Annotated in this window: 14 protein-coding genes; 4 read left to right on the top strand and 10 right to left on the bottom strand. The window is 62.8% G+C overall.

Annotated features, from left to right (window positions below; translation table 11 throughout):
- Positions 1-19: 19 nt before the first annotated feature.
- The 5 genes from AC04SH_RS22565 to AC04SH_RS22545 all read right to left on the bottom strand — a co-directional run bounded on the left by AC04SH_RS22565 (position 20) and on the right by AC04SH_RS22545 (position 6,827).
- Positions 20-991 (bottom strand): MBL fold metallo-hydrolase, encoded by a 972-nt coding sequence (locus AC04SH_RS22565; RefSeq protein WP_488576703.1) that lies wholly within the window; start codon positions 989-991, stop codon positions 20-22.
- Between the two features lie 118 nt (positions 992-1,109).
- Entirely contained in the window at positions 1,110-1,349 is a 240-nt protein-coding gene (locus AC04SH_RS22560) for a DUF680 domain-containing protein (protein ID WP_488576702.1), read from the bottom strand.
- A 151-nt stretch (positions 1,350-1,500) separates the two neighbouring features.
- Complete coding sequence (locus tag AC04SH_RS22555; protein ID WP_488576701.1) at positions 1,501-1,686, bottom strand: transcriptional regulator; 186 nt, start codon at positions 1,684-1,686, stop codon at positions 1,501-1,503.
- Positions 1,687-1,777: 91 nt separating this feature from the next.
- Positions 1,778-5,587, bottom strand: coding sequence for a methionine synthase (gene metH, locus AC04SH_RS22550; protein WP_488576700.1), 3,810 nt, complete (start codon positions 5,585-5,587; stop codon positions 1,778-1,780).
- A 139-nt stretch (positions 5,588-5,726) separates the two neighbouring features.
- The gene (locus AC04SH_RS22545; RefSeq protein ID WP_488576699.1) at positions 5,727-6,827 is read right to left on the bottom strand and encodes a KamA family radical SAM protein; all 1,101 of its coding nucleotides are present in this window, start codon (positions 6,825-6,827) and stop codon (positions 5,727-5,729) included.
- Between the two features lie 271 nt (positions 6,828-7,098).
- Here AC04SH_RS22545 and AC04SH_RS22540 point away from each other — a divergent pair, with 271 nt between their 5' ends.
- From AC04SH_RS22540 to AC04SH_RS22530, 3 genes are all read left to right on the top strand, one after another.
- Complete coding sequence (locus tag AC04SH_RS22540) at positions 7,099-8,748, top strand: acyl-CoA synthetase (RefSeq protein WP_488576698.1); 1,650 nt, start codon at positions 7,099-7,101, stop codon at positions 8,746-8,748.
- A gap of 310 nt (positions 8,749-9,058) precedes the next feature.
- Entirely contained in the window at positions 9,059-9,742 is a 684-nt protein-coding gene (locus tag AC04SH_RS22535) for a hypothetical protein (protein WP_488576697.1), read from the top strand.
- Between the two features lie 305 nt (positions 9,743-10,047).
- A complete protein-coding gene (locus AC04SH_RS22530) occupies positions 10,048-12,651 on the top strand; it encodes a bifunctional diguanylate cyclase/phosphodiesterase (RefSeq protein ID WP_488576696.1) in 2,604 nt (867 codons plus the stop codon).
- 132 nt (positions 12,652-12,783) lie between these two features.
- Here the strand turns inward: AC04SH_RS22530 and AC04SH_RS22525 are convergent, their stop codons facing one another.
- Positions 12,784-13,068, bottom strand: coding sequence for a hypothetical protein (locus tag AC04SH_RS22525; RefSeq protein WP_488576695.1), 285 nt, complete (start codon positions 13,066-13,068; stop codon positions 12,784-12,786).
- Between AC04SH_RS22525 and AC04SH_RS22520 the strand changes: the two genes are divergently transcribed.
- Positions 13,068-14,588 (top strand): winged helix-turn-helix domain-containing tetratricopeptide repeat protein, encoded by a 1,521-nt coding sequence (locus AC04SH_RS22520; RefSeq protein ID WP_488576694.1) that lies wholly within the window; start codon positions 13,068-13,070, stop codon positions 14,586-14,588. The genes AC04SH_RS22525 and AC04SH_RS22520 overlap by 1 nt on opposite strands.
- Before the next feature lie 54 nt (positions 14,589-14,642).
- On the opposite strand, the gene AC04SH_RS22515 is transcribed toward AC04SH_RS22520, so the two are convergent.
- From AC04SH_RS22515 to AC04SH_RS22500, 4 genes are all read right to left on the bottom strand, one after another.
- Complete coding sequence (locus tag AC04SH_RS22515) at positions 14,643-16,265, bottom strand: ABC-F family ATP-binding cassette domain-containing protein (protein ID WP_488576693.1); 1,623 nt, start codon at positions 16,263-16,265, stop codon at positions 14,643-14,645.
- Positions 16,266-16,441: 176 nt separating this feature from the next.
- Positions 16,442-17,185 (bottom strand): 2OG-Fe(II) oxygenase, encoded by a 744-nt coding sequence (locus AC04SH_RS22510; RefSeq protein ID WP_488576692.1) that lies wholly within the window; start codon positions 17,183-17,185, stop codon positions 16,442-16,444.
- A 246-nt stretch (positions 17,186-17,431) separates the two neighbouring features.
- Entirely contained in the window at positions 17,432-17,956 is a 525-nt protein-coding gene (locus tag AC04SH_RS22505) for a carboxymuconolactone decarboxylase family protein (RefSeq protein WP_488576691.1), read from the bottom strand.
- Positions 17,957-17,969: 13 nt separating this feature from the next.
- Complete coding sequence (locus tag AC04SH_RS22500) at positions 17,970-18,395, bottom strand: OsmC family protein (protein WP_488576690.1); 426 nt, start codon at positions 18,393-18,395, stop codon at positions 17,970-17,972.
- Positions 18,396-18,416 lie beyond the last annotated feature (21 nt).

Here is an 18,416-nt window from a genome sequence, read left to right as displayed (position 1 = left end):
TTTGGTTGGGAGCTCGCGCTCAAATCTGAACCGGAGTGAAGCCGTATGCATTGCCGTCTTTGACGAAGACGCCGGTGCCGGGGAACGGGAAGTGCGAGCCGGAAATGCGGATGTTGTCCGCGATCACCCGGTCGATAATCTTGTGGCGGGTGGCGATCGCCGTCGGCCCGTCCTGGTCGTAGCTGCCCTGCCACTCCGGATGCGGCGCCAGAAGCGCCGGCACATACATGGTGTCGGCCGAGATCATCAGCTGTTCCTTGCCGGAATTGGCGAGGTAGACCGAATGGCCCGGCGTGTGGCCGGGGGCGGCGATGATCTGGATGCCGGGCACGACCTCGGCGCCATCCTCGACCAACTTCCAGTTCTTCCATTTCGGGAAATTTTCGGCGATGCGCTTGCCAGCGGGCTTGCGGCCTTCGGGCAGCTTCGCCAGCCGACTGGGGTCGGTCCACCAGACGTATTCGGTGGCGTTGACGATCAGCTCGGCATTGGGGAACACCGGCGCGTTGGTGCCCTTTTCCATCAGGCCCCAGACATGGTCGGGGTGGAAATGCGAGATCATGATGGTGTCGATCGCCTTGTAGTCGATGCCCGCGGCGGCCATGTTGGCCGGCAGATGCGTGGCGTTGGTCTGCCATTGGCCGACGCCCGAGCCGGCATCCATCATGATCAGCTTGCCGTTCATCTTGAGCACGACGACGGTGAGCGGGATCGGCATGAAGTCGGTGGTCAGCCCCGCCTTGGCGAGTGCTGCCTTGGTGTCGTCGACCGAGACACCCTTGATGAAGGCCGGGTCGTGGGGCTTGCGCCAAATACCGTCATAGATGGCGGTGACCTCGATATCGCCGACTTTGTATTTGTAGAAGCCGATCGAAGGCTCCACCGGTGTTTCGGCGAAGGCGGGTCCGGTGAATTCGAGCTTGCCGGCAAGGCCGAAGGCCGTTGCGGCGAGCGTGGTTCCAAGCAATGTGCGACGTGTCATTGTGAACATGGGTGATCTCCTCTTGTGAGTGGTGTCCGAAGTCGCGGAAGAGAGATGACGGAGAGTGCTGGCTCCCCGTCCTGACCGGTTGAGGCGGCGGCGCGGATCCGGCGCCGGCGCCCATCACTCAGCGGCCCCAGATGCTGTCGCGATTGTGCTGGGCAATGATGTCCTGCACCGAGCCCTGGTTCGGCCCCGTCGTCACCTTGGCATCGACGCCGTCCTGGTGCGCTGTGTAGGGAATTGACGCGGTGGCATTGGTGTCGACGGCAGGCTGGCTGGCCTTGTTGGTGAAGTGGTCGCTGCCGGCAAAGGCAGCGCTCGAGGCAAGCAGCATCGCAGCCACGCTGAAAGCGAGCTTGGTCATGTCCAAATTCCTTGTTTCGTTTCTTGGGTCGCGGGCTGGAATTGCCTCGCTGACAACAAGACCCGGAAGGGCCGCGCTTTATTCCCCGATGCGGTGAGATTTTTTTGGAGGGGGAGAAATCAAGGGGCGGTCGAGCAGACGCTGGGTCGGATCAGGCGCGGTTGCGCGCTTGAATTGGATAGTGCTTGTCCTCATAGGCTGCGATCAGCGTTGCGAGGACGTGGAAGCGGTCAGCTTCAACAGAGCCGAACTCAGGCTCATTCTCAAAATATTTGGCGATCTCCGCAATCGCCCGGCCGTACTCGGCTTCGGTTTCAATGGGTCGAATGTTTTCCATCCCACCTTCTCCGGATCAATCTTGCCGGAGTCCTTTGCGCGTCTCGACGAGTTTGATCAAGAGTGATTTTACCGACGCGCAGGGGCCGCGCCTACTCGGCCGCCTCTGCGTAATCCACGGGCACATAGTTGAGGATCGGGCCAAGCCAGCGCTCCACCTCGGCCAGCGGCATGGCCTTGCGGCGGGCGTAATCCTCGACCTGGTCGCGTTCGACCTTGGCGACGCCGAAATAGTAGCTTTCGGGATGCGCGAGATAGAGGCCGGAGACCGACGAGCCCGGCCACATCGCGTAGCTCTCGGTCAGGCTGACGCCGGCATTGCGCTCGCCGTCGAGCAGCCGGAATAACGTCGCCTTTTCGGTATGGTCGGGCTGCGCGGGATAGCCGGGCGCCGGGCGGATGCCGCGATAGGGTTCGCCGATCAGTTCGTCTGGCGCCAGTTTCTCGTCGGCCGCATAGCCCCAGAATTCCGTGCGCACCTTCTCGTGCATGCGCTCGGCGAAAGCTTCGGCGAAACGGTCGGCCAGCGCCTTGACCATGATCGAGGAGTAATCGTCATTGGCCCGCTCGAAACGCTCGGCGATCGCCACCTCCTCGATGCCGGCGGTGACGATGAAGCCACCGATATAATCGGGCTTGCCGCTCTCGGCAGGCGCGACGAAATCCGACAGCGCGACATTGGCCTTGCCGTCGCGCTTGGTCAGTTGCTGGCGCAGCGTGAAGAAGGTCGCCAGCTCCTGCGAGCGTTCCTCATCCGTGAACAGCCTTATGTCGTCGCCGACGGCATTGGCCGGCCAGAAACCGATGACGCCGCGCGGCGCAAACCACTTTTCGGCGATGATCTTCTTCAACATCGCCTGCGCATCCTCGAACAGCTGGCGCGCTGCCGGACCCTGCGCTTGATCCTCGAGGATCTTGGGATAACGGCCCTTCAGCTCCCAGGTCTGGAAAAACGGCGTCCAGTCGATGTAGCGCGCGAGTTCCGCAAGGTCCCAGTTCTCGAAAACCCTCACGCCGGTGAAGGACGGCTTCGGCGGCTGGTAGGCAGACCAGTCGATCTTGTGCGCATTGGCCCTCGCTCTGGCCAGCGGCAGCCGCTGCTTGTCGGCCTCGGAGCGGGCATGGGCGTCGGCGACCTTCTTGTACTCGGCCCGCACCGTCTCGACATAGTCCGCCTTGCCGTCGTTGGACAGCAGCGATGAGACCACGCCGACCGCCCGGCTGGCGTCGGTGACATAGACCGTCTGCCCCTTGGAATAGCGCGGGTGGATTTTCACCGCCGTGTGCACGCGGCTGGTTGTCGCGCCGCCGATAAGCAGCGGGATATCAAAACCTTCGCGCTCCATCTCGGCGGCCATGTGCACCATCTCGTCCAGCGACGGCGTGATCAGGCCGGACAGGCCGATGATGTCGACATTTTGCTCGCGCGCCGTCTGCAGGATCTTCGCCGCCGGCACCATGACGCCGAGATCGATGATCTCGTAATTGTTGCAGGCCAGAACCACGCCGACGATGTTCTTGCCGATGTCGTGGACATCGCCCTTCACCGTCGCCATCAGGATTTTGCCCGCCGTCTGGCGCTCGCCATTGTCGATGCCGTTGGCGGCGTTGGTCAGGTTCTCCGCCTCCATATGCGGCAGCAATCCAGCCACCGCCTGTTTCATGACACGCGCTGATTTCACCACTTGCGGCAGGAACATTTTTCCGGCGCCAAACAGGTCGCCGACGACATTCATACCGGCCATCAGCGGGCCTTCGATGACATGCAATGGGCGCTCGGCGGCAAGCCGCGCTTCCTCGGTGTCGGCGTCGATGAATTCAGTGATGCCGTTGACCAGCGCATGCGAAATGCGCCCTTCGACCGGCAGCTCGCGCCAAGCGAGATCGCGCTCCTTGGCCTCCTTGCCGGCAGCGCCCTTGAAGCGTTCGGCGATCTCCAGCATGCGCTCGGTGGCGGTGCCGCCGGCCTTGGGCACGCGGTTGAGTACGACATCCTCGCAGGCTTCGCGCAGCTCCGGCTCGATCGTGTCGTAGACGGCAAGCTGCCCGGCATTGACGATGCCCATATCCATGCCGCGCTGGATGGCATGGTAGAGGAACACCGCGTGCATGGCCTCGCGCACCGGCTCGTTGCCGCGGAACGAGAAGGACAGGTTCGACACGCCGCCGGAAATGTGGACATGCGGCAGCGTACCGGTGATCTCGCCGGTGGCCTCAATGAAGTCGACGCCGTAATTGTCGTGCTCCTCGATGCCGGTGGCGACCGCGAAGATATTGGGGTCGAAGACGATGTCCTCGGGCGGGAAGCCCGCCTGTTCGGTGAGGAGTTTGTAGGCGCGGGTGCAGATCTCGACCTTGCGCGCCTTGGTGTCGGCCTGGCCGGCCTCGTCGAAGGCCATGACGACCACCGCCGCGCCGTAGGCGCGCACCAGCCTGGCATGATGCAGGAACGCTTCCTCGCCTTCCTTCATCGAGATGGAATTGACCAGCGGCTTGCCCTGCACGCATTTCAAGCCGGCCTCGATGATTTCCCATTTCGAGGAGTCGACCATGACGGGGACACGGGCGATGTCCGGCTCGGCGGCGATCAAATTGAGATACTCGACCATCGCCTTCTTCGAATCGATCAGGCCTTCGTCCATGTTGATGTCGATGATCTGCGCGCCATTGGCGACCTGGTCGCGCGCCACGTCGAGTGCGGCGACATAGTCGCCCGCCGTGATCAGCTTTCTGAACTTGGCCGAGCCGGTGACGTTGGTGCGCTCGCCGACATTGACGAAGGGAATCTCGTCGGTCAGCGTGAACGGCTCCAGCCCGGACAGGCGCATCTTGCGTGCGATCTCGGGAATGGCGCGCGGCGGATATTTTTTGACCGCCTCGGCGATGGCGCGGATGTGCTCCGGCGTCGAGCCGCAGCAGCCGCCGACGACATTGACCAGCCCTTCCCTGGCAAAATCCTCGATCTGCGCGGCCATGAAGTCCGGGCTCTCGTCATACCTGCCGAATTCATTGGGCAGGCCGGCATTCGGATAGGCGCAGACGAAGGTGTCGGCAACGCCGGATATCTCAGCCAGATGCGCGCGCATGGCGTTGGCGCCGAGCGCGCAGTTGAGGCCGATGGTGAACGGGCTGGCATGGCGCACGGAATGCCAGAAGGCTGTCGGCGTCTGGCCCGACAGCGTGCGGCCGGAGAGATCGGTGATGGTGCCGGAAATCATCACCGGCAGATGCACGCCCTTCTCGAGAAAAATCTCGTTGCAGGCGAAGATCGCTGCCTTGGCGTTCAGCGTGTCGAAGATGGTCTCGATCAGGATGATGTCGGCGCCGCCGTCGATCAGCCCGCGCAACTGCTCGCCATAGGCCAGCCGCAAATCGTCGAAGGTCACAGCACGATAGCCGGGATTGTTGACGTCGGGCGACATCGAGGCGGTGCGGTTGGTCGGCCCCAGCGCGCCGGCGACGAAGCGGCGCTTGCCGTCTTCCTGCTCGGCGCGAATGGCGGCGCGCCGCACCAGCCGCGCACCGTCGCGGTTCAGCGCATAGACGGCATCCTCCATGCCGTAATCAGCCTGGGCGATCGAAGTGGAGGAGAAGGTGTTGGTCTCGAGGATGTCGGCGCCGGCGATGGCGTACTGATAGTGGATCTCCTCGATCGCTGCGGGCTGCGTCAGGATCAGCAGGTCGTTGTTACCCTGCTGGTGGCAGGCGCAGCCGGCGAAGGCCTCACCGCGGAAATGCTCCTCGTCGAAACCGAGACCCTGGATCTGCGTGCCCATGGCGCCGTCAAGGATGAGGATGCGCTCGCGCGCCGCCGCGGTGAGTGCCGCAAGCACTTCGGAACCGTCGGGCTTTACCGCGACGGGGCCGAACAACGCATCCAGCGGTGCAGAATTCTGCGACATTTTTTATCCTTGGGGCGACAACCCTCACATAAGGATATCTTTATGTCAATATACGATATGCCGACGAACGTGTCAGGGCCGGTCAATCAACATGATCACAGCGGGTCGCCAGCGGTCATTGGCGGAACCGCCGTGCCTACTACCCCACCACGTCGCGATAGACCCTCACCTCGCCGTCCAGCCCGCGAATGCGCCAGTTGGCCCCTTCCCGCGCCTCGATATAACACGGCCCGAGCGGCACCTTGCCGCCGCCTTCCGGCAGGTCCAGCACATAGACGGGATTACAGATGCCCGACAGGCGCGCGCGCAGCGCGCCGGCCAGCGCCTGTCCCTCGGCAATGGAGGTGCGCCTGTGCGCCATGCCGCGCGCGAGGTCGCCGTGGTGCAGGTAATAGGGCTTCACCCCCAGACGATACATCAGCTCGCGGCAGAGTTCCTCCAGCACTTCCACCGTGTCGTTGACACCCTTGAGCAGGACGCTCTGGTTGAGCAGCACGAAGCCTGCCTGGCGCATGGTGCGGCAAGCCAATTCGGTGTCCGGCGTGATTTCGCGCGCGTGGTTGAAATGGGTGACGATTGTGACCATCAGCCGACCCTGCAAGGCGCCAACCAGCCCCGGCGTGATCCGCGCGGGCAGCACGACAGGCACACGGGTGTGGATGCGCAGCAGCCGCACATGCGCGATCGCCTCGATGCGGGCGCGGATTTCGGCCAGCGCCTTGTCCGGCAGCGACAGCGGATCGCCACCGGTCAGGATCACCTCGCGGATTTCGGGATGGGCTTCGATATAGGCAAAAGCCTCTTCGAGAGCCTCGCGCGTATAGCCACGCCCGATCGAGGTCAGGGACTCCTTGCGGAAGCAGAAGCGGCAATAGACCGCGCATTGGTAGGTCGGGAACAACAGCACGCGGTCGGCATGGCGGTGCGTCAGTCGCGGCACCGGACTGAAGGCATGGTCGGCGATTGGATCGTCGAGTTCGCCTTCGGTTTCCACCAGCTCATCCGGCGACGGAATGATTTGCGCGCGGATCGGGTCGCCGGGATCGTTCCAGTCGATCAGGTCGAGATAGGTTTTTGGGGCACGCACCTTGTGCCGCACGGCGGCTTCCTGCGCCGCCGCGCGCTCGGCCGGCGACAGCGGCAGCGAAGCGAGATCGCGGACGTGGCGGACGCCGGCGCGGACGTCGTCCTGCCAGGCGCTGTCGGCATCGGCGGCTTTGAGATTGGTGTCTGTGGTCATCGGGGGTCTCGGGGCAGCATTTTGCGCGGAGCTATCGGCCGGATGGCGCAGTTGGTCAACCGTCTGTTGCCCCCTCCCACTTTGATCCGCAGAGTCCCGCCATCTCGGAGGCAGGAGCCGCCCCTCATTGCCCTGCCGGGCATTTCTCCCGCAAACGGCGAGAAAGTGGCTGATCCCCGACTTTCGCCTCAATCGACCAGCTGAACGATTTCAGGCAATCTAAAGGACGAGGCGTTCCAGGGGGAGATGGGCGCTGCCAGGGAGGACTGCTATGAGCAAAAGGCCGCGCTATGAGGATGCCGTTCAACGCTTTCGCATCGAAGACGAGATCGCCCGGTTGCATGGCAACCCTACAACCGGCATCAACGCCTATGTCGAATGCTGCGGCCGCTATACCGGAGAAAACCGGCTGGCGCTGCGCGCGATCTCGGCCAGCGGCGAATTGCGAGAATTCAGCTTCGACGATCTCGCCGACATGTCGGGTCGCGCCGCCAATGTGCTCAAGGCTGCCGGCGTCGGTGCCGGCGATGTCGTCGCCGGCATGCTGCCGCGCGTCCCCGAACTGGTGGCGCTGATTCTCGGCACATGGCGCATTGGCGCGGTCTACCAGCCGCTGTTCACCGCCTTCGGCCCGAAGGCCATCGAGCACCGTCTCGGCTATAGCGGCGCCAAGGTCGTGGTGACCAATATGGCCAATCGCGGCAAGCTCGACGAGGTCGAGACACCGGCGCAAGTCGCGACCATTCTTGGCCCCGGCGAGGCACTGCCTCAAGGCGACATGGACTTCCGAGCCGCCCTTGCCGCAGCCTCGCCCGACTGCCAACCGGTGATGCGCAAGGGCGACGACCTGTTCATGATGATGTCGACCTCCGGCACGACCGGCCTGCCCAAGGGCGTGCCGGTGCCGCTGCGCGCCCTGCTCGCCTTCGGCGCCTATATGCGCGATGCGATCGGGCTGCGTGCCGACGACATCTTCTGGAACATCGCCGACCCCGGCTGGGCCTACGGCCTCTATTATGCCATCACCGGTCCGTTGCAGCTCGGCATCGCCACCACCTTCTATGAAGGCGCCTTCAACGCCAAAAGCACCTACGACATCATTGAGCGGCTCGGCGTCACCAGCCTTGCCGGCTCGCCCACCGCCTATCGCTTGCTGATGGCAGAAGGCGCGGAAGCTGCCGCTCGTGTAAAAGGCAAACTGCGCGTGGTCAGCAGCGCCGGCGAACCGCTCAATCCGGAAGTGATCTGCTGGTTCGACGCCAATCTCGCCGCCCCCATCCATGACCATTACGGCCAGACCGAAAACGGCATGATGGTCAACAACCATCATGGGCTCTCGCATGTCGTGCGCACGGGTTCGGCCGGCTTCGCCATGCCCGGCTACCGCATGGTGGTGCTGGACGAGGCAGGTAACGAGCTCGGTCCCAACCAGCCCGGTATCCTTGCCGTCGACATAGGCAGATCGCCGCTGCGCTGGTTCGAGGGTTATCATCAGGCCGAGACGCCGGCGATATCAGGCGGCTACTACCGCACCGGCGACACGGTGGAGTACGAGCCGGACGGCTCGGTGTCCTTCATCGGCCGGGCCGACGACGTCATCACCTCGGCCGGCTACCGCATCGGCCCCTTCGACGTCGAAAGCGCGCTGATCGAGCATCCGGCGGTCAACGAAGCGGCCGTCGTCGGCGTACCCGATCCGCAGCGCACCGAGATCGTCAAGGCCTTCGTGGTGCTGGCGCCGGCCTACAAGGGCAATCCGGACCTCGCCGAAGAGCTTGCCCAACACGTCAAGAAACGGCTTTCGGCGCATTCCTATCCGCGCGAGGTCGAGTTCGTCACCGAACTGCCAAAGACCCCAAGCGGCAAGATCCAGCGGTTTTTGCTGAGGAAGGCGGAAGTGGAGAAGCGCCAGGCAGGCTGAAGCCTTCGATCTTCTTCCAAACCGCTTCTCGTTGATTTCCGCCACGCAATAGCCGCGAAGTCCCCGGAGGCTCTCAGGCCTGTCGATGATCAATGAGGGGACTGCGTCATGCGGTTGATGTGGACGTTTCTGTTCGCGCTCGTCAGCAGCGTGGCTTTCGCGGCCTCGCCGGAGGTTCGCCGCGCGCGACAAGGCGATTGCGGCCATCGCGGCGCTGAACGACGCGAACACGGCGATCGAAACCATCGACGCCCAGAACGAGAAGGCGCTGGCCGACCTGCAACAGCGTCTTTCCGGCATCATCGGCCCCTTGGCGGTCAAGGATTTTCCGGCAACCGGCACGATCAATATCGAAAGCCTCAGCGACTCCGACATCGGCTACGGCATGCTCGATGGGCTGCGATACACCAAAGGCGACGATGGCCCCACCCTGGTGGCAACGACGCGAGGGCTGCTGGAGCGCTGGCTGCAGGCCAAAGCCGCCGAGACCGACGAGAGTTTCACACTGCCTGACAGTATCGATGCGGCGCTGAAGCTCGATGCTTTCTATACCCAGGCGATCAACAGCGACGCCGCCTTTGAAGGGACGCTGGACTTTCCGCTGAAGACGCCTCAAGGCGCCGACATTGCCTTCGCACGGCTCGGCGGCTGGACGCAGGACGTCGGACCGATCTACGAGCAGGAAGTCGTCGTTACGCTCGTCAAAGGCAAGAGCGTCATGATCACAGCAGCGCCGGCGGCCCCTGCCGTTCCGAAGATCGCCGCCTGCGACGCCGTCTGGGCTGCTGCGGATGCCGCCGCGCAGAAATTCCAGGAGGCCTACCAGGCTTCGGACCTCAAGGACGAAAAAGCGTTCGATTCCTCCAACGCCGCCTGGGACAAGGGCGACAGCGACTATCGCGCCTGCATGGGCCAGCATCTGCCGGCAGACCCGGCTTTCCCGGCGCTTCTCACCCAGGCGCAGGCGCTGGCCGATCAGATGGCGGGAGAGTAAGGCTCGCGGAAGAGCCTCGCGGCGAGATCAGTCGGCTTTTCCCGATTTCGGATGCGAAGGTTCCGAGCGGCCGCCCGATGCCGCTTTGCGCAATTCATTGTTCAGGGAACCGCTCTGGACCTTCGTTCTTCGTCGCAAGCACTCAGCTTTCGCCCTCTATGCTGACAACCAAGATCTCAACGTTTATTCTCAGGATCGCCTTGAAGTTCAAATTTAAACTTTAGCTACTATGGTCGATCGACGGACTACTGTCCTGGAAAGGTATTCGGATCGAATTGGCAGGAGCGAAGTTTAATCCCGGCCGGTTGAAACGGGCCATTTTTTCTTCCGCCAACTTGCCGGCGGCGATTGCCTTTGTTGTGCTTCTCGTCTGTGCCCTGGTTGCCGACCAGAGGAACAGAGAGGTTTCCGATCAGCTGGCGCGCGCTGACGTCCTTGCCAAGGTCAACATCATACGTGCCAAGCTCGAAGGCAACATTGCCGGCAACCTCCAGCTGGTTCAGGGTCTCGTTTCGACGATCGTTACCGAGCCCTATATGGGCCAGCAGAGATTTGCGGCGCTCGCCCGCAATCTGTTCGAGCAAAAATCGCAGTTGCGCGACGTTGCCGGCGCGCCCGACCTCGTCATCGCGCTGATATATCCGCTGGAAGGCAATGAAAAAGCCATCGGGCTGGACTACCGCAAGACCGAGGCGCAACGCATGGCTGCGCTTCGGGCCCGTGACCAGCGCGCACTGGTGCTCGCCGGGCCGGTCAAACTGGCGCAAGGCGGGCGTGGATTCATCGGCCGTATCCCGGTCTTCGTGCCGACGGCGGGTGGCGGCGACCGTTTTTGGGGGATTGTCTCGGCCGTGATCGATATCGATCGGCTCTACAGCGCGAGCGGACTGACCGACCCTGACCTGGATATCGATGTGGCGCTCATCGGCAAGGATGCGCTGGGGGGCGGCGGCGAACTGTTCTTCGGCGGCGACAATGTCGTGGCCGGCAATCCGGTGACGGCGGAGGTGCAACTGCCTTCAGGCTCCTGGCAGATTTCGGCCATACCGAGGGGCGGCTGGTCGACCGCTCCGAAAAATGAGTGGCTGCTGTGGACGCTCATGGCGCTCGCCGGCGCGCTGGTGGTGCTGCCGATCCTCGTGGCCGGACGTCTTTTCGGTGAACGACAGAAAAATGACGCCGAGTTGAGGCGCCTGTCCAGGCGTCTGGAACTGGCATTGGAGGCCTCGGGGATAGGCGTGTGGGAGCACGACCTCGTCAGCAACGAGCTCGTATGGGACGACCGCATCAACGAAATCTATGGCAAGCCCGCCGACGGAAAGACCCGCGGCTATGACGACTGGGCGCGGGCAATTCACCCTGAAGATTTCGAGCGGGCGAAAGCGGATTTCGATTCGGCTGCGGCGACAAAAGGCCCCTACTCTTCGCAGTATCGGCTTTTGCGCCCGGACGGCACCATTCGCCATGTCCGCACACGCGCCAGTTTCTTCCAGGACATCAACGGCGGATCAAAAATGATCGGCGCCGAATGGGATGTGACCTGGGATGTGCTGCTCAACGAGAATCTCGTGCGCGAACGTCGCCTTTCAGAAACGAAGAATGCCGAACTCAATATGGCCAAGGCCCGCATCGAGCATGTCGCGCTGCACGATTCGCTGACCGGCCTGCCCAACCGTCGGTATCTGGATGAGATGCTTGCCGAAAACCACGAAGCCGAGGGCCGCGCAGCATTGCTGCATCTCGACCTTGACCGCTTCAAGCAGATCAACGACACGCTCGGCCACGCAGCCGGCGATGCATTGCTGGTGCATGCCTCGAAAGTCATCCAGGCCAGCGTCGGCGGTGCCGATTTCGTTGCGCGCATAGGCGGCGACGAGTTTGTCGTGCTGAGCCATGGACGCGACGACAAGGAGCTCGCCGCGCTTGCCGACCACATCATCGACGCCATGCGCCAGCCGGTCGACTATCTGGGTCACCAGTGCCGGTTCGGCGTAAGCATCGGCATTGCAGCCAACAGCGGCGTCGACGCCAAGCAACTGCTCGTCAATACCGATCTCGCCCTGTACCGGGCGAAAGGCCGTGGCCGCAACCGCTACGAGTTTTTCAACGAAGAGCTGCAGAGCGAGATCGTTCGGACCAAGCAAACCGCCGACGAGATTCTGGGCGGACTCGAGCGGAACGAATTCGTCGTCTACTACCAGCCGCAGTTCGACGCCAGGACGCTGGAGATCGTCGGCGTCGAGGCGCTGTCGCGTTGGGACCATCCGCAACGCGGCATGCTGACCCCCGACGCCTACATCAAGGTGGCTGAAGAACTCAATGTCGTGGCGCTTATCGACCGCACTGTCTTGACGCAGGCGCTTGATGATTTCGAGCGCTGGTCGCGTAGCCACCTGAACATCCCGCGCGTGTCGGTCAACGTCTCCGCCAGACGCCTGGAGGACAAGGACCTGATCAAGGGTTTGCGCAAGCTTGCCATCAAGAAAGGGACCGTGTCGTTCGAGCTGGTGGAGTCCATTTTCCTCGACGAAAACGATGAACTGGTCACCTGGAACATCGAGCACATAAAGGGGCTCGGTATCGACATCGAGATCGACGATTTCGGCACCGGACATGCCTCGATCGTCTCACTCCTGAAGTTGCGGCCGCGTCGCCTCAAGATCGATCGCCAGTTGGTCACACCCATCACCAGCTCAACCGCGCAGCGGCAGCTGGTGTCGTCTATCATCGACATCGGCAAGTCGCTCGGTATCGAAGTGATCGCCGAGGGCGTCGAGACGATGGAGCACGCGCAGATACTAAAAGAGCTTGGCTGCGATATCCTGCAAGGCTTCCTGTTCGGCTACCCGATGGGCGCAAAAGCCTTCAAGGCGTTCGCCCAGTCACGCAAATGGCTGGCGGCGAGCTGACGTCCCAAGGAAAGCGCCAGCTCCGTAACCACGGCGCTTCCTGCCGGTCCGCTCGACATGTGGATCGACAGAAAGATTCAGCAGAATTTCAGAAATCTGCCGGTACGCGCCCGTTCTTAGGCCTCACTGTTCTCATGGACGAACGAACCGGATGAGGTCGAACATGTCACCGAATGAGAACACGCGCCAAGCCGCCCGGCAGGAACTCCTGGAGTATGCATCCACCGTCATGGCTGCGTCGCCTTGTGCGCCCATGCCTGGAACAATGTTCGAGATGCTGGAAATCATGACCATGGAGAGGCGCATGACTTCCAGCCAAAGTGAAGGCGGGTCAAATTCTCCTGATCCCTTGACGTCCAAGCCGATCAAGACCCCAATAGGGCGGCGTTTGGTCACGTTGGTCAGATCGGCATTCAATGTCGCAAGGAAACGCAGGGCACGTACTGGGACTTGGCAGTTGCGAGCTTGATCTTGCGCGCGGGCAGCTTCTCCGCGACGGAAAACCTGTTGCCCTGCGCTCCAAGGCGTTTGATCTGTTGACCTATCTGAGCAGGAATGTTGGACGCGTCGCGACCAAATCGGAACTGATGTCGGCGGTGTGGCCTGATGTCTTCGTGACCGAGGACTCGCTGACGCAAGCGGTCAGGGAGTTGCGAAAGGCGCTGCAGGACGAAAGCCAAACCATCATCCGTACGATCGCCAAACGCGGCTACGTGCTCTCTCTTCTCGAGGCGCCAAAGCAAGAGCGCTCCGGACAGCCGAGCGTCGCGGTATTGCGTTTCAGCAATGAGGGTGCGCCGGAAGACACCCCTTTGATCGACGGTTTCGCCGAGGACATTGTCAATGCGCTGGCTCGCTTCGGAAGGGTCGTCGTGCTGGCACGCAATTCCGGATTTGCATTTGTCTCGGATTCCGCTTCCGATTGGCGTGCCGTTGGCGACAGCCTTGGCGCAACCTATCTGGTCCGCGGCAGGGCGACGACTCGCGCAGACGGCATGCGGGTCACCGTCAGTCTCATTGCTGCTTCGACGGGTGGGGTCCTCTGGAGTGATACTTTTTCTGCTTCCGGCGGCCAGATCTTCGACATGCAGGAAGAAATCGCCCGCCGTGTGGTGAACCGGCTGGTCGCTCGGCTCGACGACGCAGGTGTCAAGCAGGCAACCCCGAAGCCTCCCGACAGCCTGGCCGCATATGAGCTTCTCCTGCGTGGACTGGCCCGGCTGCGCGGTTATGGTGATGATGACAACAAGGCGGCGCGCGATCTTTTCCAGGCTGCGGTCGAAAAGGACCCTACCTATGCCTTGGCGCATTCCTACATCGCACTCGCCGATCTCATTATCGGTGGCTATGCCGAGGCGTCCCCGGAATTGCTTGGTTCACTGATCGAGCGCGCGGAGTGCGCGGTGACCCTGGCACCGGAAGAGCCGCGTTGCCATCGCGTGCTCGCCCAGGCCTTGATCTCTGCCCGCCAGTTCGACGCGGCCGAACATCACCTTCAGCGCGCGCTCGACCTCAATCCCTATGACGCCGATACGATTGCGCAAATGGGGTTCTTGCTGTCGATGAGAGGCAGGCCTCTTGAAGCACTCGCGACGATTGACAGTGCGATACGGATCAACCCGATCCATCCTGATTGGTACCACTATGATCGCGCCATCGCGCTGTACTCGGCTGGAGACTACAAGGCCGCGCTTGTCAGCATGTCCAAGGTCCCCTCGAAGTCGCCCTGGCGACTGACAAGGCTGGCGGGGTGTCACGCGCAACTCGGCGAACTGAAGGAAGCTCAGCGCATTATGGCAGAGGTCAAGCGGATAGCACCTGACTTTTCGCCGATGCAGTTTGCGCAAACCGGGATTGCGTACGAACATGCAAGTGATGTGGAACATCTCGTAGCCGGCGTCGCCAAAGCACTTGCCGCGTGTGAGGAGCAACCCTAGGCGGTGCGGTCGTCGCTTTGGACGAGAGCCGAGGCTTCCGTCTGCCGGGCGGGGTTACCCCCGCAACCCCGGCGCTTCCTGCCCGGTCCGCTCGACATATTCGGTATAGCCGCCGCCATAGGTGTGGATGCCTTCCGGCGTCAGTTCCAGCACGCGGTTGGAGAGTGCGGCCAGGAAATGGCGGTCGTGCGAGACGAACAGCATGGTGCCTTCGTACTGCGACAGCGCCGTGATCAGCATTTCCTTGGTGGCGATGTCTAGGTGGTTGGTCGGCTCGTCCAGCACCAGAAGATTGGGCGGGTCGAACAGCATCAGCGCCATCACCAGCCGCGCCTTCTCGCCGCCCGACAGCACGCGGCATTTCTTCTCGATCTCGTCGCCGGAAAAACCGAAACAGCCGGCGAGTGCCCTGAGAGGCGCCTGGCCGGCCTGCGGAAACGCGTCCTCCAGCGTCTGGAACACGGTGCGCTCACCCTCCAGCACCTCCATGGCGTGCTGGGCGAAATAGCCCATTTTCACGCTCGGCCCACGCGCCACCGTGCCGGCATCGGGGTCGGAGGCGCCGGCGACCAGCTTCAGCAGCGTCGACTTGCCGGCGCCGTTGACGCCCATGATGCACCAGCGCTCGCGGCGGCGGACCTGGAAGTCGAGCCCCTCATAGATGGAGCGGCTGCCATAGCCCTTGTGGACGTTTTTCAACGTGACCACGTCCTCGCCGCAGCGCGGCGCCGGCTGGAAGTCGAAATTGACGATCTGGCGGCGTTTGGGCGGCTCGACGCGGTCGATCTTGTCGAGCTTCTTCACCCGGCTCTGCACCTGGGCGGCATGGGACGCCCGCGCCTTGAAGCGCTCGATGAAGGCGATCTCCTTGGCCAGCATCGCCTGCTGACGCTCGAACTGCGCCTGCTGCTGCTTGTCGGCGATCGCCCGCTGCTGCTGGTAGAATTCGTAATTGCCGGAATAGGCGGTGAGCGAACCGGCGTCGATCTCGACCACCTTGTTGACGATGCGGTTCATGAACTCGCGATCGTGCGAGGTCATCAGCAGCGCACCGTCATAGCCCTTCAAAAACTGCTCCAGCCAGATCAGGCTTTCGAGATCGAGATGGTTCGACGGCTCGTCGAGCAGCATCACGTCGGGCCGCATCAGAAGGATGCGCGCGAGCGCCACGCGCATCTTCCAGCCGCCGGACAGTTTTCCGACATCGCCGTCCATCATCTCCTGCGAAAAGCCGAGGCCGTCGAGAACCTCGCGAGCGCGGCCGTCGAGCGCATAGCCGTCGAGCTCCTCGAAGCGATGCTGCGCCTCGCCATATTGTTCGATGATCTCGTCCATCCGGTCGGCCTGGTCAGGATCGGCCATGGCCGCCTCGAGTTCGGCCATTTCGGCCGCCACGTCGCTGACCGGCCCGGCGCCGTTCATCACTTCGGCCACAGCACTGTGGCCCTCCATGTCGCCGACATCCTGGCTGAAATAGCCGATGGTGACGCCGCGATCGACCTGCACCTGGCCCTCGTCGGGCTGCTCCTGTCCGGTGATCATGCGGAACAAAGTCGTCTTGCCGGCGCCGTTCGGCCCGACAAGGCCGACCTTCTCGCCCTTCTGCAAGGCAGCCGAGGCCTCGATGAAGACGATCTGGCGGCCGTTCTGCTTGCCGATGCTTTCAAGACGGATCATGGGGCGGTCCGGGAAGGTAAAAGGGGATGTGCGGGATTGCCCGAGCGCTTACCCGAATGAAGGCGACGAGGGAAGAGCGCAAACGCCGCAGCGTCGACAGTGAAAATTGGCGATGGCGACGGTGACAGCCGATCTCCCCCACTTGGGGGGAGATTGGCAGCTTCAGCGCCGCACCTTTACTTCGCGTCGTGGAAGATAATCCCCACAGTATGCCGCTGTCCCGAACGCAAGCGACTGACACCGTGCCTCAGGTTGACCCGGTAATGCCCTTTCGTTCCCTGCACCGGGCGGTTGTGGACAGCAAAAATCACCGCGTCGCCCTGGGTCAGCGGCACCACCTCGGCGCGGCTCTGCATGCGTGGGCGCTGCTCGGTCAGCACGAATTCGCCGCCGGTGAAATCCTCACCCGGCTGCGACAGCAGGATCGCCACCTGCAGGGGAAAGGCGAGATCGCCATAGAGATCCTGATGCAGGCAGTTAAAGTCGCCGGGACCATATTGGAGGAGCAGCGGCGTCGGTCGCGTTTGGCCGTTTTCGTGGCAAAGCTGGAGGAAGGCGGCGTGATCGGCGGGATAACGCTGTGCTGCGCCCATGCGCTCGTTCCAGTCGTTGGCGACGCCGGCCAGCCTGGGGTAGAGCGCGGTGCGCAGGCCGCCGATGAGATCCGGCAACGGGTAGCGAAAATAGCGGTACTCGCCCTTGCCGAAGCCGTGACGGGCCATCACCACATGGCTACGAAAATGTTCCTCATGCGGATAGAGCGCGGCGATTTCGGCGCATTCCTCGGGTGAGAGCAGCGCCGGCATGACAGCTGAGCCGTAGCTGTTCAGCTCCGAGACAAGAGCGCCCCAGTCCTGCGCGGCGACACGCGCTTTGGCCGAATGGGCTGCACGTTGGGTGGTTAGGGAATGGACGGTCATGGATGCCTCCTTTGCTTGTGGGCAAAGTGGGGCGAAGGAGAGACGCTAACCACCCGATTCATGCGGAGGTGAAGCGCGCTCTTCCCTTCTCCCCCTGTGGGAGAAGGTGGATCGGCGCGATAGCGCCGAGACGGATGAGGGGTGTTCCAGCGGAGTGAGGCGTTGGCGTTCCCTGGAACACCCCTCATCCGACCGAGCTTCGCTCGGCCACCTTCCCCCACAAGGGGGGGAAGGGAAGAGCGCGCTTCACCGCTTGCGATACCCCTCCAACTCCGGGTCGAGATCTACCCTCACCGCGTTGGTGAACACGCAGGTCGCCACCATGATGCCGGCGAAGGCGACGAGGTTGACCAGCAGCGTGTCGTCGTAGCGGGTCTTCAATGCTGCCCAGATATCATCGGGAACCGCATTGGCGTTGGCGGCGACCGCGTTGCCAAAATCGATCAGCAATGCCTCGTCGGAAGTGGGAACAATTGCCTCCGGCTCGAGGCCGCTATCGATCAGCGCGCGTCGGAAGAAGGTGACCGGAATCTCCGCACGGCAGACTTGCGAGATCGCCAGCGACAAGAGCCAGATGGCGCGGTCGTCGAGCGCGGGCCGCAGCAGGTCCCGCAAGGTGAACCATTCGGCATAGATGCGATGCGCCACCGGCGAATGCAGCAGGATGCGCTTCATGTTGGTCATTCGGCCGCGCAGGCTGAGTTCCCTGTCATGCTCGGCGCGGATTTCGGGCGAAGCCGTGTCGTAATCAACAGGGGAAATGCGTGCCATGGGATGGTCCTAGTTACCCGGCGAGCGTGGTGTGAAGCTCGGGCGGCGTGCGCAGTGTGTTGCTCACCGTGCAGATCGTTTCGGCGTCCTCGACAATCCGCCTTTTCGTCGCTTCGTCGAGATCGCCCTGGACGTCGAGCACGATCATGAACCGGCCGACGCGGGAGACATCGCCTTCTGCCTTCTCGCCCCTCACATCGGCGCGGATCTCGCCAAGCTCGGCGGCGACGCCGAGGCGCGTGGCGGCAATGCGGGCGCTCAGCACCATGCAGGCGGCGACGGAGGTATAGAGCAGGTCGAGCGGATTGAAGCCCGGAGCGTTGACCCCGGTCACCACATCGACGCTGCCGCCGGTCGGTGTTGTCACGACCGGCAAGCCGCCCGGCGGCATGACGGCCAGCGCGCCGGTCTCTCGGGTCCTGACCTTGAGTTCTGCCATTTCAACTATCCTTTCGGGGCC

The sequence above is a fragment of the Mesorhizobium sp. CNPSo 4688 genome (assembly GCF_057784295.1).
This window is presented reverse-complemented; position numbering and strand designations above follow the sequence as displayed.